We start from the raw sequence: 14,804 nt of genomic DNA on the forward strand, positions 1-14,804 counted from the left end.
TCTCCTTACACTTTTTTAATGGGAGCAAATTTAGCGAGCAGTTTTTTAATTCCTTGCGAGGCAAACGCGATATCTAATTCTAACCCATCGTCTTCCCCTTTCACGCTGACGACCGTCCCTGTCCCCCATTTGCGATGTTCCACTTTATCCCCCACATGCCAATCCGCGCTCACATTCGCGCCTTGTTGCTGACTTGATACGAGATGGGTTGGACGATGCGTTTGGGTAGGAGTAACCGCTGCCGGTCGAGCGGGTTCCCACACCGAAATCGGTTCATCCTTTTCTACCAGGTCCTCAGGAATTTCTTTCAAAAAGCGAGAAGGCGGATTTGTCGCTGTCCTGCCAAATAACGTCCGCATCTGGGCATACGTCAGGTATAGTTCTTGCTCCGCTCGCGTAATTCCAACATAAGCCAGCCTGCGTTCCTCTTCCAGCTCCTCTTCGTCTTCAAGCAACGCGCGCGAATGCGGGAACACGCCTTCCTCCATCCCGATCAAAAATACAACAGGAAATTCAAGTCCTTTGGCGCTATGGAGCGTCATCATCAACACCTTGTTGTCTTCATCTTCATCGTCAACCGAGTCGATATCGGCGACCAGCGCTAATTCCGTTAAAAAAGAAATTAAACTTTTATCCTCGTTTTTATTCTCAAAATCTAGCGTGACAGACAAAAACTCATCGATATTTTCCAGACGCGCCGTCGCTTCCAGTGTCCCTTCCGCTTGATACATTTCACGGTATTCCGCCCGCTTCAATAACTCTTCTGTCAGTTCAGTTACACTTAAGTATTCGTTCATTTGTTCTAAGTCACGTATCATTTCAGCGAAGTCACGCGCGTTTGTTGCCGCCCTACCCCTCAGCCCGATCTCTTCCACATTAAATATAGCTTGATACATCGAGATTTCGCGGCGGGCCGCGTAAGCCATAATCCGTTCCACGGTCGCTTGTCCAATGCCGCGCTTTGGAACGTTAATGATCCGTTGCAAACTAATGTCATCATCCGGATTGGCGATCAACCGCAAGTAAGCAAGGACATCTTTAACTTCCTTTCGATCGTAGAACTTCGTTCCCCCAACAATTTCATAAGGGATGTTTGATTTGAGAAACACTTCCTCAATCACACGGGATTGCGCATTTGTTCGATATAAAATAGCGTGATCGCGGTATGTTCGCTGGTCATTCAATGCTTGTTTAATTTTTTCCGTAATAAAATAAGCTTCAGAATGGGCAGAATCCGCCTCATAGATGAAGATTTTATCTCCCTCTTCATTATCACTCCAAAGATTTTTCGGTTTACGGTTTAGATTATGTTGAATTACATGGTTAGCCGCTTGTAAAATTCGTTTCGTTGAACGGTAATTCTGTTCCAGTTTGACGACCTTCACACTCGGATAGTCCTCTTCAAAGTTTAAAATGTTCGTGATATCTGCTCCGCGCCAACGATAAATCGATTGATCCGAGTCCCCAACGACGCAAATATTGCGGTGGCGATCCGCTAACATCTTTACAAGTAAATACTGGGCTCGGTTCGTATCCTGATATTCATCGACGTGTATATATCGAAATTTCCGCTGATAAAACTCCAACACCTCTGGCGCTTGTTGAAAGAGTTGGATCGTAACCATAATTAAGTCATCAAAATCCAACGCGCTATTACTTTTTAATTTTTTCTGATATAGTTCGTACACTTGATGGACTGTATCCTGAAATGGATTGCCAATCAGATTTCCGTATTGCTTCGGGTCTTTTAATTCATTCTTTGCTGAACTAACCGAAGCTAAGACTGCTTTCGGATCATACATTTTCGGATCGATGTTGAGCTCTCTTTGACATTGCTTCACGACAGAAAGTTGGTCCCCTGAATCAAGAATGGAAAAATTTCGATTATATCCGAGACGCTCAATATCCCGTCGTAAAATCCTTACGCACATCGCGTGAAAAGTAGAAATCCATATATCTTCGGCTTTTATCCCAGCAAGCTCTCTCACTCTATCGCGCATTTCTCGCGCCGCTTTATTCGTAAATGTAATCGCAAGAATACTCCAAGGGGCAACACCCTCTTGTAACAAATAACCAATCCGTTGGGTGAGGGCCCGCGTCTTTCCGCTTCCCGCTCCCGCTACGATCAATAAAGGACCCTCGGTCGTTTCAACCGCTTCTCGTTGTTGCGGATTCAAACCCTTTAAGACATCTTGCATGCCTGCAAAGCTCATCCTAACCCCTTCTTTTCAAGATTCTAGTCACTGTAAGCGAACGTTAGTTCCCTTTTTATTTTAACAAAAAGACTGATTTAAGTACATACTAGAAAGAATGTCATTTACGTCAAACTTTTTACACTATGAACGGTTTTTAAGGCCTGCTCAATATCTTCATAAATGATATTGCCAACGATGACTGTATCGGCCCACTTGGCCATTTCCGCTGCTTGACTCCCATCTTTAATCCCGCCCCCGTAAAACAGATGCGCCTGCTCAATTACCGACCTTACAGATTGGACCCATGACGGGTCTCCATAAGCGCCGCTGTATTCTATGTAAACAATCGGTAATTTTAACATTTGATCAGCTAAGCGAGCCAATGCCTTTACATCTTCAACATCTTTGGGAATTTTCGCCCCCGTCAGTTTCGCCACTTCAGATTGAGGATTAAAGATGATATAGCCTTCTACCGCGACTTCGGACCACTTTACGAGAGATCCGTACTGTTTTAACCCTTCTGTATGATGGTGTAAGGTGGCGTATTCATTACCAGCATTCAACACGAGCGGCACAAAATAAAAATCAAACCCAGGGACTACCGCCTCCACATTAGAAACTTCTAAAATACAAGGAACGGAAAAACGCCGGATCCTCGCTAAAAGGTCGATCGTATTGTCAAAGGAAACTCTCAATGTCCCCCCCACAATCACGGCATCTGTGCCTGATTCACATATTCTCTCAAGATCTTCATCGTTAATGTTTTTATCTGGGTCTAATTTGAAAACGTGACGCCACTCTTTATATTCAATCATAGGCATGATCCTCCTAGCTAAGCTGGGTCTATTATATCGAAATTTAATTGTCTAAACAAAAAAAAGCCTCTTATCCACCATGTAGATAAGAGGCTGCGGGTTTTACCCTGTTTGTTCAGAATGAACCCGATCAAGCGCCAGTTGATATCCGTCATTCCCATAGTTTAAACAACGTTTCACTCTAGAAATGGTGGCTGTGCTCGCTCCCGTTTCATCTTCGATTTGGTTATAAGTAAATCCTTCATTCAACATTCTAGCTACTTCAAGCCTTTGCGACATCGACTTCATTTCATTTACCGTACATAAATCATCAAAAAATACGTAGCATTCTTCAATGGATGTCAGAGAAAGAATCGCTTGGAAAAGCTGATCGAGTTCTTTCCCTCTTAGTTTATCTAATTGCATGTCATCACCCCGACTCTATTTCAATACGGATATAGTTTTAGGATGTAGAAAAAGTTCAATAATTTGTCACGTTAAAATTTTGACGCGATAAAGCATGATAGCATCATTGTATTTCATTTTGACCCCATTTGCAACTTTGAGATCGCTTTCAGACGAGGAACGCCGCACTATTCGCTAAATTGAATAGCTTCTGCCTGATTGGCGGCTGACGGCATAATGTTTACCCATGTGTTGCCTGGATACATTTGCGCTTCATTTCCATTAATATAGGCCCGAATCATTCCATTTTTGTGTTCCCACGTGATCTCTTGCGCTTTGCCATGTTGGAAAAGATACCCCACGCCTGGACCGTACACATCGATTGCTCTTCTTCCCTCACTATCTAAGATGCGATGCTTCGCCGTGATCACTAATAAATTGGTCACCGCCAATTGATCGCCCGTCGTCAAATCCGTGTGCGGCTTGCCAGATGTAAATCTTTTATAGCGCTGCGTTTGTTCATCGTATTCATAAGCGACCCGATAGCCGCCCGAATAGTTTAGATCGATTTTTTCCGCGGATACGCCGCTTGCTTCTTCAGTTGAATCCTTAAAGGAAAAATATGGAACAGCCGCTTCCTTTCTAAAACCGAGCGCATTTGCCCCTTTCCAGATGTGATCGAGATCAGTATACAAGTTATGTGGCGCTTTACGAAAACTTTCCCTCCAAAAAGAGCCTCCCGCGTTATAGATTTCATCCAAATGCGCTATTCTCTTATGTTTCATAGTCGCGAGCGCATCCGGACTCCCTCCCGCATGAACCATAATCGCATCGTACCCGCTGCCAATATCGATGTAATAAGGGCGGATACTTCGAACCGGACCAATAATTTTGGGTTGTCCACTATGATAAATTCCTACAAACCGCGTAATAGACCCCTCAGCTAACACTTCATAAACGACATCGGCTTGATCTAATCCCGACTGCGGCCGCGCTTCAGGCGCATTATTCATCATCACCATCACAGCTCTATTCGGCAATTTCTGATTGGTCCCCAATCCTGTTAATGGCGCTTCATACTTAAACACTTCCTCAGGCTCTGGTTCAGTAGGAATCGGTTGCTCTTGTTCTAGCTCTAATTCGATGTCTTGGCCGCTTTTTCCGCACGCCGAAACAAAAACGAAAGATAACATAAGCAATAAAAGAAAAATACGCCGCTTCATATCACGTCCACCTCTAATCTTTTATCATTTACGCCTCAATTAAAAACGGATTTTCTGCTTGAAAACCTGCGCATTTGCTTTTAAATCTACTAAAACGATGCGCTCAGACAAGCCCCATAATAGAATTAGTATACACTATTTCCGAATATATTCCTTTAATTTTTTAAGGGTTTGATTCTTCTCAAAACTGGACATTTCATGCCTTCAACTATAAGATATGAATGGTATAACAAGGTAAAGAGCTAGCATCTATGGAGGGATTTAAGGTGGGTTGGCTATATGTTTTTTTAGCGGCATTTGTAGAAATCTTTTGGGTGCTGGGTTTAAAATATTCAACAAACTTCCTTATGTGGTCAGGAACGGTCATTACGATTATTTTTAGTTTTTACTTTATTATTAAAGCTTGCGCTTTGCTCCCTTCGGGTACCGTCTATGCAGTATTTACAGGTTTTGGGGCGGCGGCGATTGCAATCATTGACTTTACATTACTCGGCGCTGAGTTTACGTATGGGAAAGCATCCTTTATCGGGCTGATCATAATTGGCGTTGTTGGGATTCAATTGACGACAGGCAGCTCGGAACAAGAGGAGAAACAAGCGCTAACAGGAAGGGAAGGAAGTTAATTGGCTTGGATTTATCTTGCCATTGCAAGCTTGGGTGAAATATTTGGGGTAGCAAGTATCAATATGTTTCTAAAAAGAAAAAGTCTGCAATGGTTGCTCATTCTTGTCCTCACCTTTTCATTCGGCTTCATTTTCCTAGCTTTAGCGATGAAAGAAATCCCGCTTGGGACAGCTTATGCCATCTGGACAGGGCTGGGAGCGACAGGGGCGGTTTTGATGGGGATCTTCTTTTTTAAAGAACCCGCTAGTTTTCTGCGTATTTTATTTCTAACTTGCATTATTTGCGGGGCAGTTGGCTTAAAGATGATCGGTTAAGTTAAAAGAGGTTCGTGGTTTTCCCGCGGTCCTCTTTATTTTTTGAAAAATAAACCAGTTCGATTTGAGTATGGTTTCTGTACCGAAACAAACAATAAGAACGTTATCGATCTCAATTCACTGGAGGATGCTATGAAAAGGAATGTAGGTACCATTGACGCCATTTTCCGAATCACAATAGGTTTATTTGGCTTAGCTTGGGCAGTTTCCCGAACCGTTTCCAACCCGAGACGAAAATTCCCAAAAATGATTGCATTCTTTTCCGCTGTTAAAGCCGCAGAAGGGGCGACCCGTTTTTGCCCTGGTCTTGCCCTATTTGGATTAAGCACGCAAGATTCAAAGCAGCAAACAGCTAGTCGCTCGAGACAAGCAGAAGACACAGAGATGAGAAGAGCTCTAAGCGCCTCTTCTAGACGAGAAGAACGCGAGGAGCCCTATTATCATCAATAAATGTGTCTACTTCATTTGGCGCAATGCCTTATCAGCGATATCTGATCGGTAATGAGCGCCTTCAAATTTAATTTCGGAAACCGCTTGATATACCCGTTGTTGCGCCTCTTGCACAGTCGGTCCAATGGAGGTTACGCCAAGCACGCGGCCTCCGTTGGTTACCACTGCATTGTCTTGCAACGCGGTTCCAGCGTGAAACACAATTGCTTCTTTATCCGCTGCCTGCTCCAAGCCTGTAATCTCTTTTCCAGCCTCATATGTATCCGGATATCCACCCGATGCCATTACCACACACACAGCGGCATCCTCTTTCCATTGAATATCTAGCGAATCCAATTCACCCGAAATTCCGGCCACGAAAATGTCGATTAGGTCCGTATCCAGACGCGGCAAAACGACTTGTGTCTCGGGATCGCCAAAACGAGCGTTGTATTCGATCACCTTCGGACCCTCTTCGGTTTGAATTAATCCCGTGTATAAAATGCCCTGAAAAGATCGCCCTTCCTGTACCATCGCTTTCGCGGTTGGCGCGACAATCTCGTCCACGATCTGATCAATCAGCTCCTGCGGCATCTGCGGCACTGGAGAATAACTGCCCATTCCTCCTGTATTTGGTCCTTTATCGCCATCAAACGCAGGTTTATGGTCTTGAGAAAGCACCATCGGCTTAACCACTTCACCATCTACAAAAGAAAGCAATGTCATCTCTTCCCCCTGTAAAAATTGTTCAATGACAACTTTTGCCCCCGCGGCGCCAAACACTTCATCTTGCATCGCCTCGCGCAATGCGGTTTCCGCTTCTTCGAGCGTCATCGCAACCGTTACGCCCTTCCCAGCGGCCAATCCGTCCGCTTTGATGACGATCGGGGCCCCTTCCTTTCGAACATACTGGAGCGCTTGTTCATAATCAGTAAACGTAGCGTAATGGGCTGTAGGAATCTCATATTTCTCCATCAATTCTTTCGCAAAAGACTTGCTTCCTTCGATCAAAGCCGCTCGAGCATTCGGACCAAAGATAGTAAGCCCCTTTGCTTGGAATTGATCTACAATCCCGGCCAGTAGCGGATCTTCAGGCCCAACAAACGTCAGATCAATTTTTTCAGAGACGGCAAATTCAACGAGCTTCTCAATTTCCATCACATTAATCGGCAAACATTCCGCAAGTTCCGCGATCCCCGCATTACCCGGAGCGCAATAGATCTTCTCAACTTTTGAGCTCTGAGCTAATTTCCACACAATCGTATGCTCGCGGCCACCTCCGCCTACAACTAAGACCTTCATAATGCACTCTCCTTCTTAATGTTTGAAATGTCGGAATCCGGTAAATACCATCGCAATGCCATGCTTATTCGCTTCCTCAATCGATTCCTGATCACGAATTGAACCGCCCGGTTGAATGATCGCGGACACACCTGCTTTAACCGCCTCCTGCACTGTATCTGACATGGGAAGGAAGGCGTCTGAAGCCAACACTGAGCCTTTTGCCTTTTGGCCCGCTTGTTCGATCGCAATTTTTGCCGCGCCGACACGATTCATTTGCCCGGCCCCAATACCGACCGTTTGGTCGTCCCTTGCTAACACAATCGCATTCGACTTCACATGTTTAACCACTTTCCAGGCGAATAGCAATTGCTTCATCTCTTCTGGTGTCGGTTGTCGATCTGTCGCAACTTGCAGATCCGCTTCGCTCAGTTGTTTCACGTCTTCTTCCTGAACGAGCAAGCCGCCCTGAACAGATAAAAGTCGGTGTGGCGGTTGATCGATCGCCGCAGATTGACCAAGCTTCAACAAACGAAGGTTCTTTTTTGCTTGCAGGATTTCCAGCGCATCTTCGTCAAAGTCGGGCGCCATAATAATTTCTAGAAAGATTTCTTTCATTTGCAACGCGGTTTCCCGGTCAATCGTCCGATTCGCTGCGACAATCCCGCCAAAAATAGAAATTGGGTCCGCTTCATACGCCTTTTGGAAAGCGTCTAAGATTGTTTTTCCAATGCCTATTCCACATGGATTCGTATGTTTAACTGCAATCACAGTCGGTTCTAAAAATTCTTGAGCCATTTGCAAAGCGGCGTTCGCATCATTGATGTTATTATAAGACAATTCCTTTCCATGCAGCTGTTTCGCGGCAGCCAAAGATCCCTGTCTCGCTAAGGGTTGTCGATAGAAGGCTGCTTGTTGATGCGGATTTTCGCCATAGCGTAGGTCCTGCGTCTTCTCAAATGTAACCGTATATTGAGCTGGCCATACGTCGCCCGCTTGTTCCGTTAAATATTGAGCGATTAAAGAATCGTAAGCAGCTGTATGTTGGAACACTTTCGCCGCTAATCGACGACGCGTTTCAAAACGAACCTCGCCCACTTTCAGCTCTTCCAACACGCCCGCATAATCGTCGGCATCAACAACCACCGTTACAAACGCGTGGTTTTTCGCGGCAGCCCGAAGCATCGTAGGACCACCAATATCAATATTTTCGATTGCGTCTTCATAGGTGACATCCGCTTTGCTAATGGTCTCCTTAAAGGGATACAAATTTACAACAACAAAATCAATCGGCTGAATCTGATGTTCCTCCAATTGGCGTTGATGTTCAGGGCGATCACGAACAGCAAGCAGCCCGCCATGAATATTCGGATGCAGCGTTTTCACGCGTCCATCCAATATCTCAGGGAAATCAGTCACCTCTGAGATGCCTGTGACAGGCACATCTGCTTCTTCTAACAGCTGGGCTGTCCCGCCGGTAGAAATAACTTCAATGCCTAATTCAACTAACCCTTTCGCGAACTCGACGACTCCTGTTTTATCCGACACACTTATGAGCGCTCGTTTCATCTCATCTTCACCTTCCTCCCGACCATTTCCACTTTTCCAGCGGCGACTTTTTCGATCACTTCGGGTAACAGTTGGTGTTCTTGCTGATGAATTTTTTGAGCTAACGTGTCTAGCGTATCTTCCGCTTCTACAACGACGGTTCGCTGCTCAATGATCGGTCCCGTGTCCATCCCCGCATCGACATAATGGACTGTCACCCCTGTAATTTTAACCCCATAATCAAACGCCTGTTCAATCGCATCCTTCCCTGGAAAAGCGGGCAATAAGGACGGATGTAAATTTATCATTTTTCCTTCATATTCAGCTAACAATGCTTCCCCGATCAATCGCATATAACCGGCTAACACAATCAGTTCAACTTCACGTTCTCGCAAGTGACGCAAAATAGCCTGTTCATAGGCTGCCTTCCCAGCGTATTCTTTCGATTGAAAAGAAAAAACAGGAATCCCTTCCTGTTCAGCTCTTTTAATCACATAAGCATCTGGGCGGTCACAGACAAGCAGGGAAATTTCCACACCCTTTAATTGACCTGTTTTTAAAGCCTGAACAATGGCCCCAAAATTAGATCCAGATCCTGAGGCAAAAACAGCAATCTTCATTGCTAATTGCCCCCAACCAGCTCAACGCCAGACTGCCCCGCCGTGATCTGACCAATTTGATACGCTTGTTCTCCTAAAGAAGCGAGTTTCTCTAACACGGCTTCCGCCTCTTCTTTTTTTACAACAACGATCATGCCGATCCCCATATTGAAAGTGCGGTACATATCGCGATCTGGAATTCGACCTTTTTCTTGAATGAGATCAAATATGGGTAAAGTAGGCCAAGAGCCTTGTTCCACGTTCGCCTGTAATCCTTTCGGCAAGATACGCGGAATATTATCGTAAAACCCGCCACCTGTTACATGGATCAACCCTTTTAGTCGATGCTCTTTCATCAATTCTAGCAAAGGTTTGACATAGATTCGGGTTGGCGTCAGTAAGGTCGCGCCTAACGTTTCTCCTAAGGTGTCTACTTCTTCATGCAGCGACATGCCCGCGTCTTCTAACAGCGTCTTGCGGACTAGTGAAAAACCATTGCTATGGACACCGCTTGAAGCGAGTCCAATCAATACGTCCCCTTCTGAAATAGAAGAGCCGTCAATCACATCTTGCCTGTCGACAATACCTACGGTAAATCCAGCAATATCATATTCATCTTCAGCATACATGCCAGGCATCTCCGCTGTTTCACCACCGATCAAGGCGCAACCAGATAATTCGCAACCTGCTGCAATTCCCTTTACAATCGCCTCAATCTTTTCTGGTTTCACCTTGCCGCATGCCAAATAATCCAAGAAGAATAACGGTTCAGCTCCCTGCACGATCACATCGTTGACACACATTGCAACCGCATCGATCCCGATCGTGTCATGCTTGTCCATCGCGAAAGCGATCATTAATTTCGTTCCAACCCCGTCTGTTCCAGAAACAAGCACTGGTTCTTGCATATTTTTTGTGTTCAATTGAAATAGAGCGCCAAATCCGCCCAAATTTGTCAACACTTCCGGTCGCATCGTTTTCTGCACATGTTTTTTCATACGTTCGACCGCTTCATTTCCTGCATCTATATCAACGCCCGCATTGCGATAGGCTTCACTCATCAGTAAGAACCTCCCGTTATTAAACTAAACTTGCGTACTGATCATCCGCGTCTTCATATATCTCTGTCGGGTATTGCCCTGTAAAGCAAGCTAAACAGTGTCCACGATTCGGATTGAGATCATCGCGACCGATTCCCTCAACAAGTCCCTCGACAGATAGGAACGCGAGGCTGTCCGCGCCGATATACTCACACATTTGGTCAAGTGTCTTTTGCGCCGCGATCAACCCTTCCCGATCCGAAGTATCGATTCCATAGAAGCATGGATTCTTAACTGGCGGTGAGCTGATTCTGACGTGAACCTCTTTCGCCCCGGCCTCGCGCAACATCCGTACAATTCGATTGCAAGTCGTACCGCGAACGATGGAATCATCGATCATCACAACGCGTTTTCCCTCTACCACTTTCCGCACAACACTTAATTTCATCCGCACACCTTGGGCCCGCAACTCTTGACTGGGTTGAATAAAGGTTCTGCCGACATAACGATTTTTAATTAACCCTAGTTCATAAGGAATCCCGGTTGCTTCCGCATAGCCGATCGCCGCGGAAATACTAGAGTCCGGCACACCAGTGACAACATCGGCCTCTACGGGCGCTTCCAACGCAAGCTGTCTGCCTAATTGCTTTCTTGCTTGATGCACATTGATTTGATCAATATCACTATCAGGTCTAGCAAAGTAAATATATTCAAATGAACAAATCGCCCGCGGCGTCGGTCCAGAGATGCGCTCGGAATGAATGCCATGCTCATCGATGATCACTAACTCACCTGGTTGCACTTCACGTAAATATTCGGCCCCAATCACATCAAATGCGCACGTTTCAGAAGATAGAACGTACCCATCTCCGATGGTCCCAATCGATAACGGTCGCAATCCATTCGGATCGAGCGCCGCTATCAATTTATTTTCCGTCATAATCAATAAAGCATAGGCGCCTTTAATCATCCGCAACGATTCACGGGCGGCATCTTCGATTCGTTCATAACCTGAACGAGCGATTAGATGGGCGATCACTTCCGTATCGCTGGTCGTTTGGAAGATCGAACCTTGCCGTTCCAATTGATGTTTAATTTGCTTCGCATTCACAATGTTCCCGTTATGAGCCAACGCCAAATTCCCCGCGCTGTATTTAAATATAAGCGGCTGGGCATCTTCTAACTTCCGATTACCCGCCGTTGTATAGCGGACATGTCCGATTGCTAAGTGACCATCTATTTGCTCTAATTCATTGTTGCCAAATGCTTCCGTAACAAGCCCCATCCCGCGGTGATACTTAAACTGCTTTCCGTCGGCGGCGCAAATGCCGGCTGATTCTTGACCACGGTGCTGCAAGGAATGAATCCCGTAGTAAGATAACTGCGGAGCATCGGGGTGTCCATACACCCCGAAAATTCCGCACTCTTCATTTAATTTATCCCAGATTACTTCATTAGACATGGGATCGCATCCTTCCATGCCGCTTCAGCTTCCGATAGTGGCTGATCGATAACGGCGGTTCCATTTACTTTTATTTCCAATTGTTCTGAGCGGACAACGCCAAGTTCAACGCACGGCGCGCCATGCTCGGCAGCGATCTGCTTCACTGCTTCAACATGTTCCGCTTTTACAGATAAGATGATTCTCGATTGGGACTCACTGAATAAAGCAAGATCCGCGCGCAAGTCAGTGTCCAAATTAACTTCCGCTCCCATCCCGCCGCTGATGCAACTTTCCGCAATTGCCACAGCAAGACCGCCTTCAGAACAATCGTGCGCGGATTGAACAAGACCTGCTCGAATCGCGGCAAGCGTCACTTGTTGCGTTTTGTTTTCAAGGTCAAGGTCAATTTGCGGCGGGCGACCTTCGATTCGTCCGATCCGTAGCTTCTGATATTCAGAACCGCCGATTTCCGCCTTCGTTTCGCCAAGCAACAAGATCGTATCACCCTCAGCCTTAAAAGACTGTGTTGTAATATGATCGATATCTTGAATTAAACCGACAGCCCCAATCGTTGGGGTCGGATAGATCGCTACGCCTTCATTTTCGTTATATAAACTGACGTTTCCGCTAATCACAGGCGCGTTTAATGCCCGACAAGCCGCGCCAATTCCAGCTGCCGATTGTTCCAATTGCCAAAATATTTCTGGCTTTTGCGGGTTCCCAAAATTCAAGTTATCTGTAATCGCAAGCGGTGTCGCACCCGAACACACCACGTTTCGAGTCGATTCCGCAACCGCGATCGCGCCGCCATGGTAAGGATCCAGATAGACGTAGCCCCCGTTACAGTCAGCAGACATGGCGATCGCTTTTCTCGTGCCATGAATGACGACGACGCCTGCATCTGAGCCCGGTCCTACCGCTGTATCTGAACGAGCGGTCGAATCAAATTGACTGTATGCCCATTCTTTGCTGGCGATGTTCGGGGACGCTAACAGATCACGCAACGTTTGGTTGTAATCCGTGGCCTCTTCGATTTGAGTTGGATCGAGCTTGCCGAATTCTTCATAATAAGCAGGCGTTGTTGAAGACATGTGATAGACCGGCGCGTCATCCGCTAATTTATCAGCAGGTATTTCCGCCTTCACTTCTCCTTGGTGAAGGACGCGAAGCATGTTATCATCCGTGACTCTACCGATGACAGCGGCTTCTAGACCCCACTTTTCAAAGATCTTGTTAACTTCATTCTCGGTCCCCTCTTTAGCGACAACGAGCATTCTTTCTTGTGATTCGGATAGCATCATTTCATATGCTGACATATCTTTTTCGCGTTGCGGAACCCAATCGAGATTTAACTCCACACCGTTTCCAGCCTTGCTCGCCATTTCCGCGCTCGAGCTCGTTAGACCGGCTGCTCCCATATCTTGAATGCCGACCACATATCCCGAATTAATCAATTCAAGTGTTGCTTCAAGCAACATGCTTTCCAAAAATGGATCCCCTGCTTGAACTGCCGGTACTTTTGCGATTGCTTCCTCGCTTAATTGTTCAGATGAAAATGTGGCCCCGTGGATTCCATCGCGTCCTGTCGCCGCGCCCGCGTAAATAACCGGGTTACCGATCCCTTTCGCTACCCCTTTTTGAATCTGATCATGATCAATCAAGCCGACGCACATCGCATTTACGAGTGGGTTTTCTTGGTAAATCGGGTCGAATACGACTTCCCCGGCTACAGTAGGAACACCAATGCTATTCCCATAGCCCGCAATCCCAGCGACCGCGCCTTCAAATAAATACTTTGTTCTTTCCGAATTCAAATCTCCAAATCGAAGCGAGTTGACGAGCGCGATCGGTCGAGCCCCCATCGAAAAAACGTCGCGCAAAATACCGCCAACCCCTGTCGCAGCTCCCTCATACGGTTCAACAGCAGACGGTCGATTATGACTCTCCATCTTAAACACAACCGCTTGATTATCCCCGATATCAACAATGCCGGCGCCTTCGCCGGGCCCTTGTAAAACTTGCGGACCATCCGTTGGGAATTTACTTAGAACGGGCTTGGAATGTTTGTAACTGCAATGCTCAGACCACATTGCGCTAAAGATCCCTGTTTCAGTATAGTTAGGTTGACGACCAAGAATTTCGATTGTTTTTTCATATTCTTCATCTGTCAAACCCATCTCGCGATAAAGTTTCTGTTCGGCGACCTGTTGTGGAGTAGGTTCTTTATGCTGCACCGTTCTTGTCCCTCCAGTACTTAAGAATTGAAGTAAACACGCGTCTTCCGTCAACCGAGCCCAACCAGTCCTGCGTCGCTCTTTCCGGATGAGGCATCATTCCTAATACATTGCCCGCCTCATTCACGATTCCAGCTATTGCGGCAACAGAGCCATTCGGATTCTGTCCTTCGTAACGGAATACAATCTGCTGATTTTGTTCCAACCGGCGCAATGTTTCCTCTTCACAATAGTAATTTCCAAAACCGTGCGCAATCGGTAGTTGAATAGATTCCTCTTTCACAAAATCTAAGGTAAACGGTGTTTCATTGTTATCGACTTTAACCGTTATCGATTCAGTTCGAAATTTCGGCTTTTCATTTTGCAAAAAGGCGCCCGGCAGTAAGCCCGCTTCTGTCAGAACTTGAAAGCCATTGCTAACTCCAAGAACCAACTTCCCTTCGGCCGCCGCCTGCTTTACTTCCGCCATGATCGGCGTGACGCTCGCCATCGCCCCCGGACGCAAATAATCTCCAAAGGTAGCGCCGCCTGGCAAGAGGATGACATCATAGTTAGAAAGATCCGTTTCCGTATGCCGCACATAGTCCACTTTATGCTCTAAACAATCCTGAACAGCCTTGTCCATTTCTAAACTGCCATTAGAACCTGGAAATACAATCACAGCGACATTCATC

The 14,804-nt window shown here is 46.1% G+C and carries 14 protein-coding genes; 3 read left to right on the forward strand and 11 right to left on the reverse strand.

The features are described 5' to 3' along the window. Positions 1–5 precede the first annotated feature (5 nt). From pcrA to BEP19_RS17045, 4 genes are all read right to left on the reverse strand, one after another. Entirely contained in the window at positions 6–2,213 is a 2,208-nt protein-coding gene (gene pcrA / locus BEP19_RS17030; protein WP_120191148.1) for a DNA helicase PcrA, read from the reverse strand. 104 nt (positions 2,214–2,317) lie between these two features. Then, a complete protein-coding gene (gene pcrB, locus BEP19_RS17035; protein ID WP_120191149.1) occupies positions 2,318–3,010 on the reverse strand; it encodes a heptaprenylglyceryl phosphate synthase in 693 nt (230 codons plus the stop codon). 102 nt (positions 3,011–3,112) lie between these two features. After that, positions 3,113–3,415, reverse strand: a complete 303-nt coding sequence (locus BEP19_RS17040; RefSeq protein WP_120191150.1) for a YerC/YecD family TrpR-related protein — start codon at positions 3,413–3,415, stop codon at positions 3,113–3,115. Positions 3,416–3,582: 167 nt separating this feature from the next. Beyond that, the gene (locus BEP19_RS17045; protein ID WP_120191151.1) at positions 3,583–4,617 is read right to left on the reverse strand and encodes a DUF3048 domain-containing protein; all 1,035 of its coding nucleotides are present in this window, start codon (positions 4,615–4,617) and stop codon (positions 3,583–3,585) included. Between the two features lie 266 nt (positions 4,618–4,883). On the opposite strand from BEP19_RS17045, the gene BEP19_RS17050 reads away from it, so the two are divergent. The 3 genes from BEP19_RS17050 to BEP19_RS17060 all read left to right on the forward strand — a co-directional run bounded on the left by BEP19_RS17050 (position 4,884) and on the right by BEP19_RS17060 (position 6,005). Next, on the forward strand, positions 4,884–5,240 hold the full coding sequence (locus BEP19_RS17050) for a DMT family transporter (protein WP_120191152.1): 357 nt from the start codon (positions 4,884–4,886) through the stop codon (positions 5,238–5,240). Next, a complete protein-coding gene (locus BEP19_RS17055) occupies positions 5,241–5,555 on the forward strand; it encodes a DMT family transporter (RefSeq protein ID WP_120191153.1) in 315 nt (104 codons plus the stop codon). Positions 5,556–5,687: 132 nt separating this feature from the next. Continuing rightward, the gene (locus tag BEP19_RS17060; protein WP_120191154.1) at positions 5,688–6,005 is read left to right on the forward strand and encodes a YgaP family membrane protein; all 318 of its coding nucleotides are present in this window, start codon (positions 5,688–5,690) and stop codon (positions 6,003–6,005) included. A gap of 6 nt (positions 6,006–6,011) precedes the next feature. Here BEP19_RS17060 and purD read toward each other — a convergent pair whose 3' ends face one another. From purD to purQ, 7 genes are read right to left on the reverse strand one after another with little or no spacing between them, the layout of a single operon-like run. Continuing rightward, positions 6,012–7,286 (reverse strand): phosphoribosylamine--glycine ligase, encoded by a 1,275-nt coding sequence (gene purD / locus BEP19_RS17065; protein ID WP_120191155.1) that lies wholly within the window; start codon positions 7,284–7,286, stop codon positions 6,012–6,014. Between the two features lie 15 nt (positions 7,287–7,301). Then, positions 7,302–8,834 (reverse strand): bifunctional phosphoribosylaminoimidazolecarboxamide formyltransferase/IMP cyclohydrolase, encoded by a 1,533-nt coding sequence (gene purH, locus BEP19_RS17070; protein ID WP_120191156.1) that lies wholly within the window; start codon positions 8,832–8,834, stop codon positions 7,302–7,304. Beyond that, positions 8,831–9,433 carry a phosphoribosylglycinamide formyltransferase gene (gene purN, locus BEP19_RS17075; RefSeq protein ID WP_120191157.1) on the reverse strand — a complete coding sequence of 201 codons (603 nt, stop codon included), beginning with the start codon at positions 9,431–9,433 and terminating at the stop codon, positions 8,831–8,833. The genes purH and purN overlap by 4 nt, the downstream gene beginning before the upstream one ends. Positions 9,434–9,435: 2 nt before the next feature. After that, entirely contained in the window at positions 9,436–10,473 is a 1,038-nt protein-coding gene (gene purM, locus BEP19_RS17080; protein WP_120191158.1) for a phosphoribosylformylglycinamidine cyclo-ligase, read from the reverse strand. Between the two features lie 19 nt (positions 10,474–10,492). Beyond that, positions 10,493–11,914, reverse strand: a complete 1,422-nt coding sequence (gene purF, locus BEP19_RS17085; protein WP_120191159.1) for an amidophosphoribosyltransferase — start codon at positions 11,912–11,914, stop codon at positions 10,493–10,495. Beyond that, the gene (gene purL, locus BEP19_RS17090; protein WP_120191213.1) at positions 11,899–14,073 is read right to left on the reverse strand and encodes a phosphoribosylformylglycinamidine synthase subunit PurL; all 2,175 of its coding nucleotides are present in this window, start codon (positions 14,071–14,073) and stop codon (positions 11,899–11,901) included. Before purL ends, purF begins: the two co-directional genes overlap by 16 nt. Before the next feature lie 46 nt (positions 14,074–14,119). Beyond that, a complete protein-coding gene (purQ, locus tag BEP19_RS17095) occupies positions 14,120–14,803 on the reverse strand; it encodes a phosphoribosylformylglycinamidine synthase subunit PurQ (protein ID WP_120191160.1) in 684 nt (227 codons plus the stop codon). Between the last annotated feature and the right edge of the window lies 1 nt (position 14,804).

It is taken from the genome of Ammoniphilus oxalaticus (assembly GCF_003609605.1).
Lineage (GTDB): Bacteria > Bacillota > Bacilli > Aneurinibacillales > RAOX-1 > Ammoniphilus > Ammoniphilus oxalaticus.

Coding starts and splice junctions, on each gene's coding strand:
- pcrA (WP_120191148.1), bottom strand. CDS start 2,213: ATGAGCTTTGCAGGCATGCAAGATGTCTTAAAGGGTTTGAATCCGCAA.
- pcrB (WP_120191149.1), bottom strand. CDS start 3,010: ATGATTGAATATAAAGAGTGGCGTCACGTTTTCAAATTAGACCCAGAT.
- BEP19_RS17040 (WP_120191150.1), bottom strand. CDS start 3,415: ATGCAATTAGATAAACTAAGAGGGAAAGAACTCGATCAGCTTTTCCAA.
- BEP19_RS17045 (WP_120191151.1), bottom strand. CDS start 4,617: ATGAAGCGGCGTATTTTTCTTTTATTGCTTATGTTATCTTTCGTTTTT.
- BEP19_RS17060 (WP_120191154.1), top strand. CDS start 5,688: ATGAAAAGGAATGTAGGTACCATTGACGCCATTTTCCGAATCACAATA.
- purD (WP_120191155.1), bottom strand. CDS start 7,286: ATGAAGGTCTTAGTTGTAGGCGGAGGTGGCCGCGAGCATACGATTGTG.
- purH (WP_120191156.1), bottom strand. CDS start 8,834: ATGAAACGAGCGCTCATAAGTGTGTCGGATAAAACAGGAGTCGTCGAG.
- purN (WP_120191157.1), bottom strand. CDS start 9,433: ATGAAGATTGCTGTTTTTGCCTCAGGATCTGGATCTAATTTTGGGGCC.
- purM (WP_120191158.1), bottom strand. CDS start 10,473: ATGAGTGAAGCCTATCGCAATGCGGGCGTTGATATAGATGCAGGAAAT.
- purF (WP_120191159.1), bottom strand. CDS start 11,914: ATGTCTAATGAAGTAATCTGGGATAAATTAAATGAAGAGTGCGGAATT.
- purL (WP_120191213.1), bottom strand. CDS start 14,073: ATGGGTTTGACAGATGAAGAATATGAAAAAACAATCGAAATTCTTGGT.
- purQ (WP_120191160.1), bottom strand. CDS start 14,803: ATGAATGTCGCTGTGATTGTATTTCCAGGTTCTAATGGCAGTTTAGAA.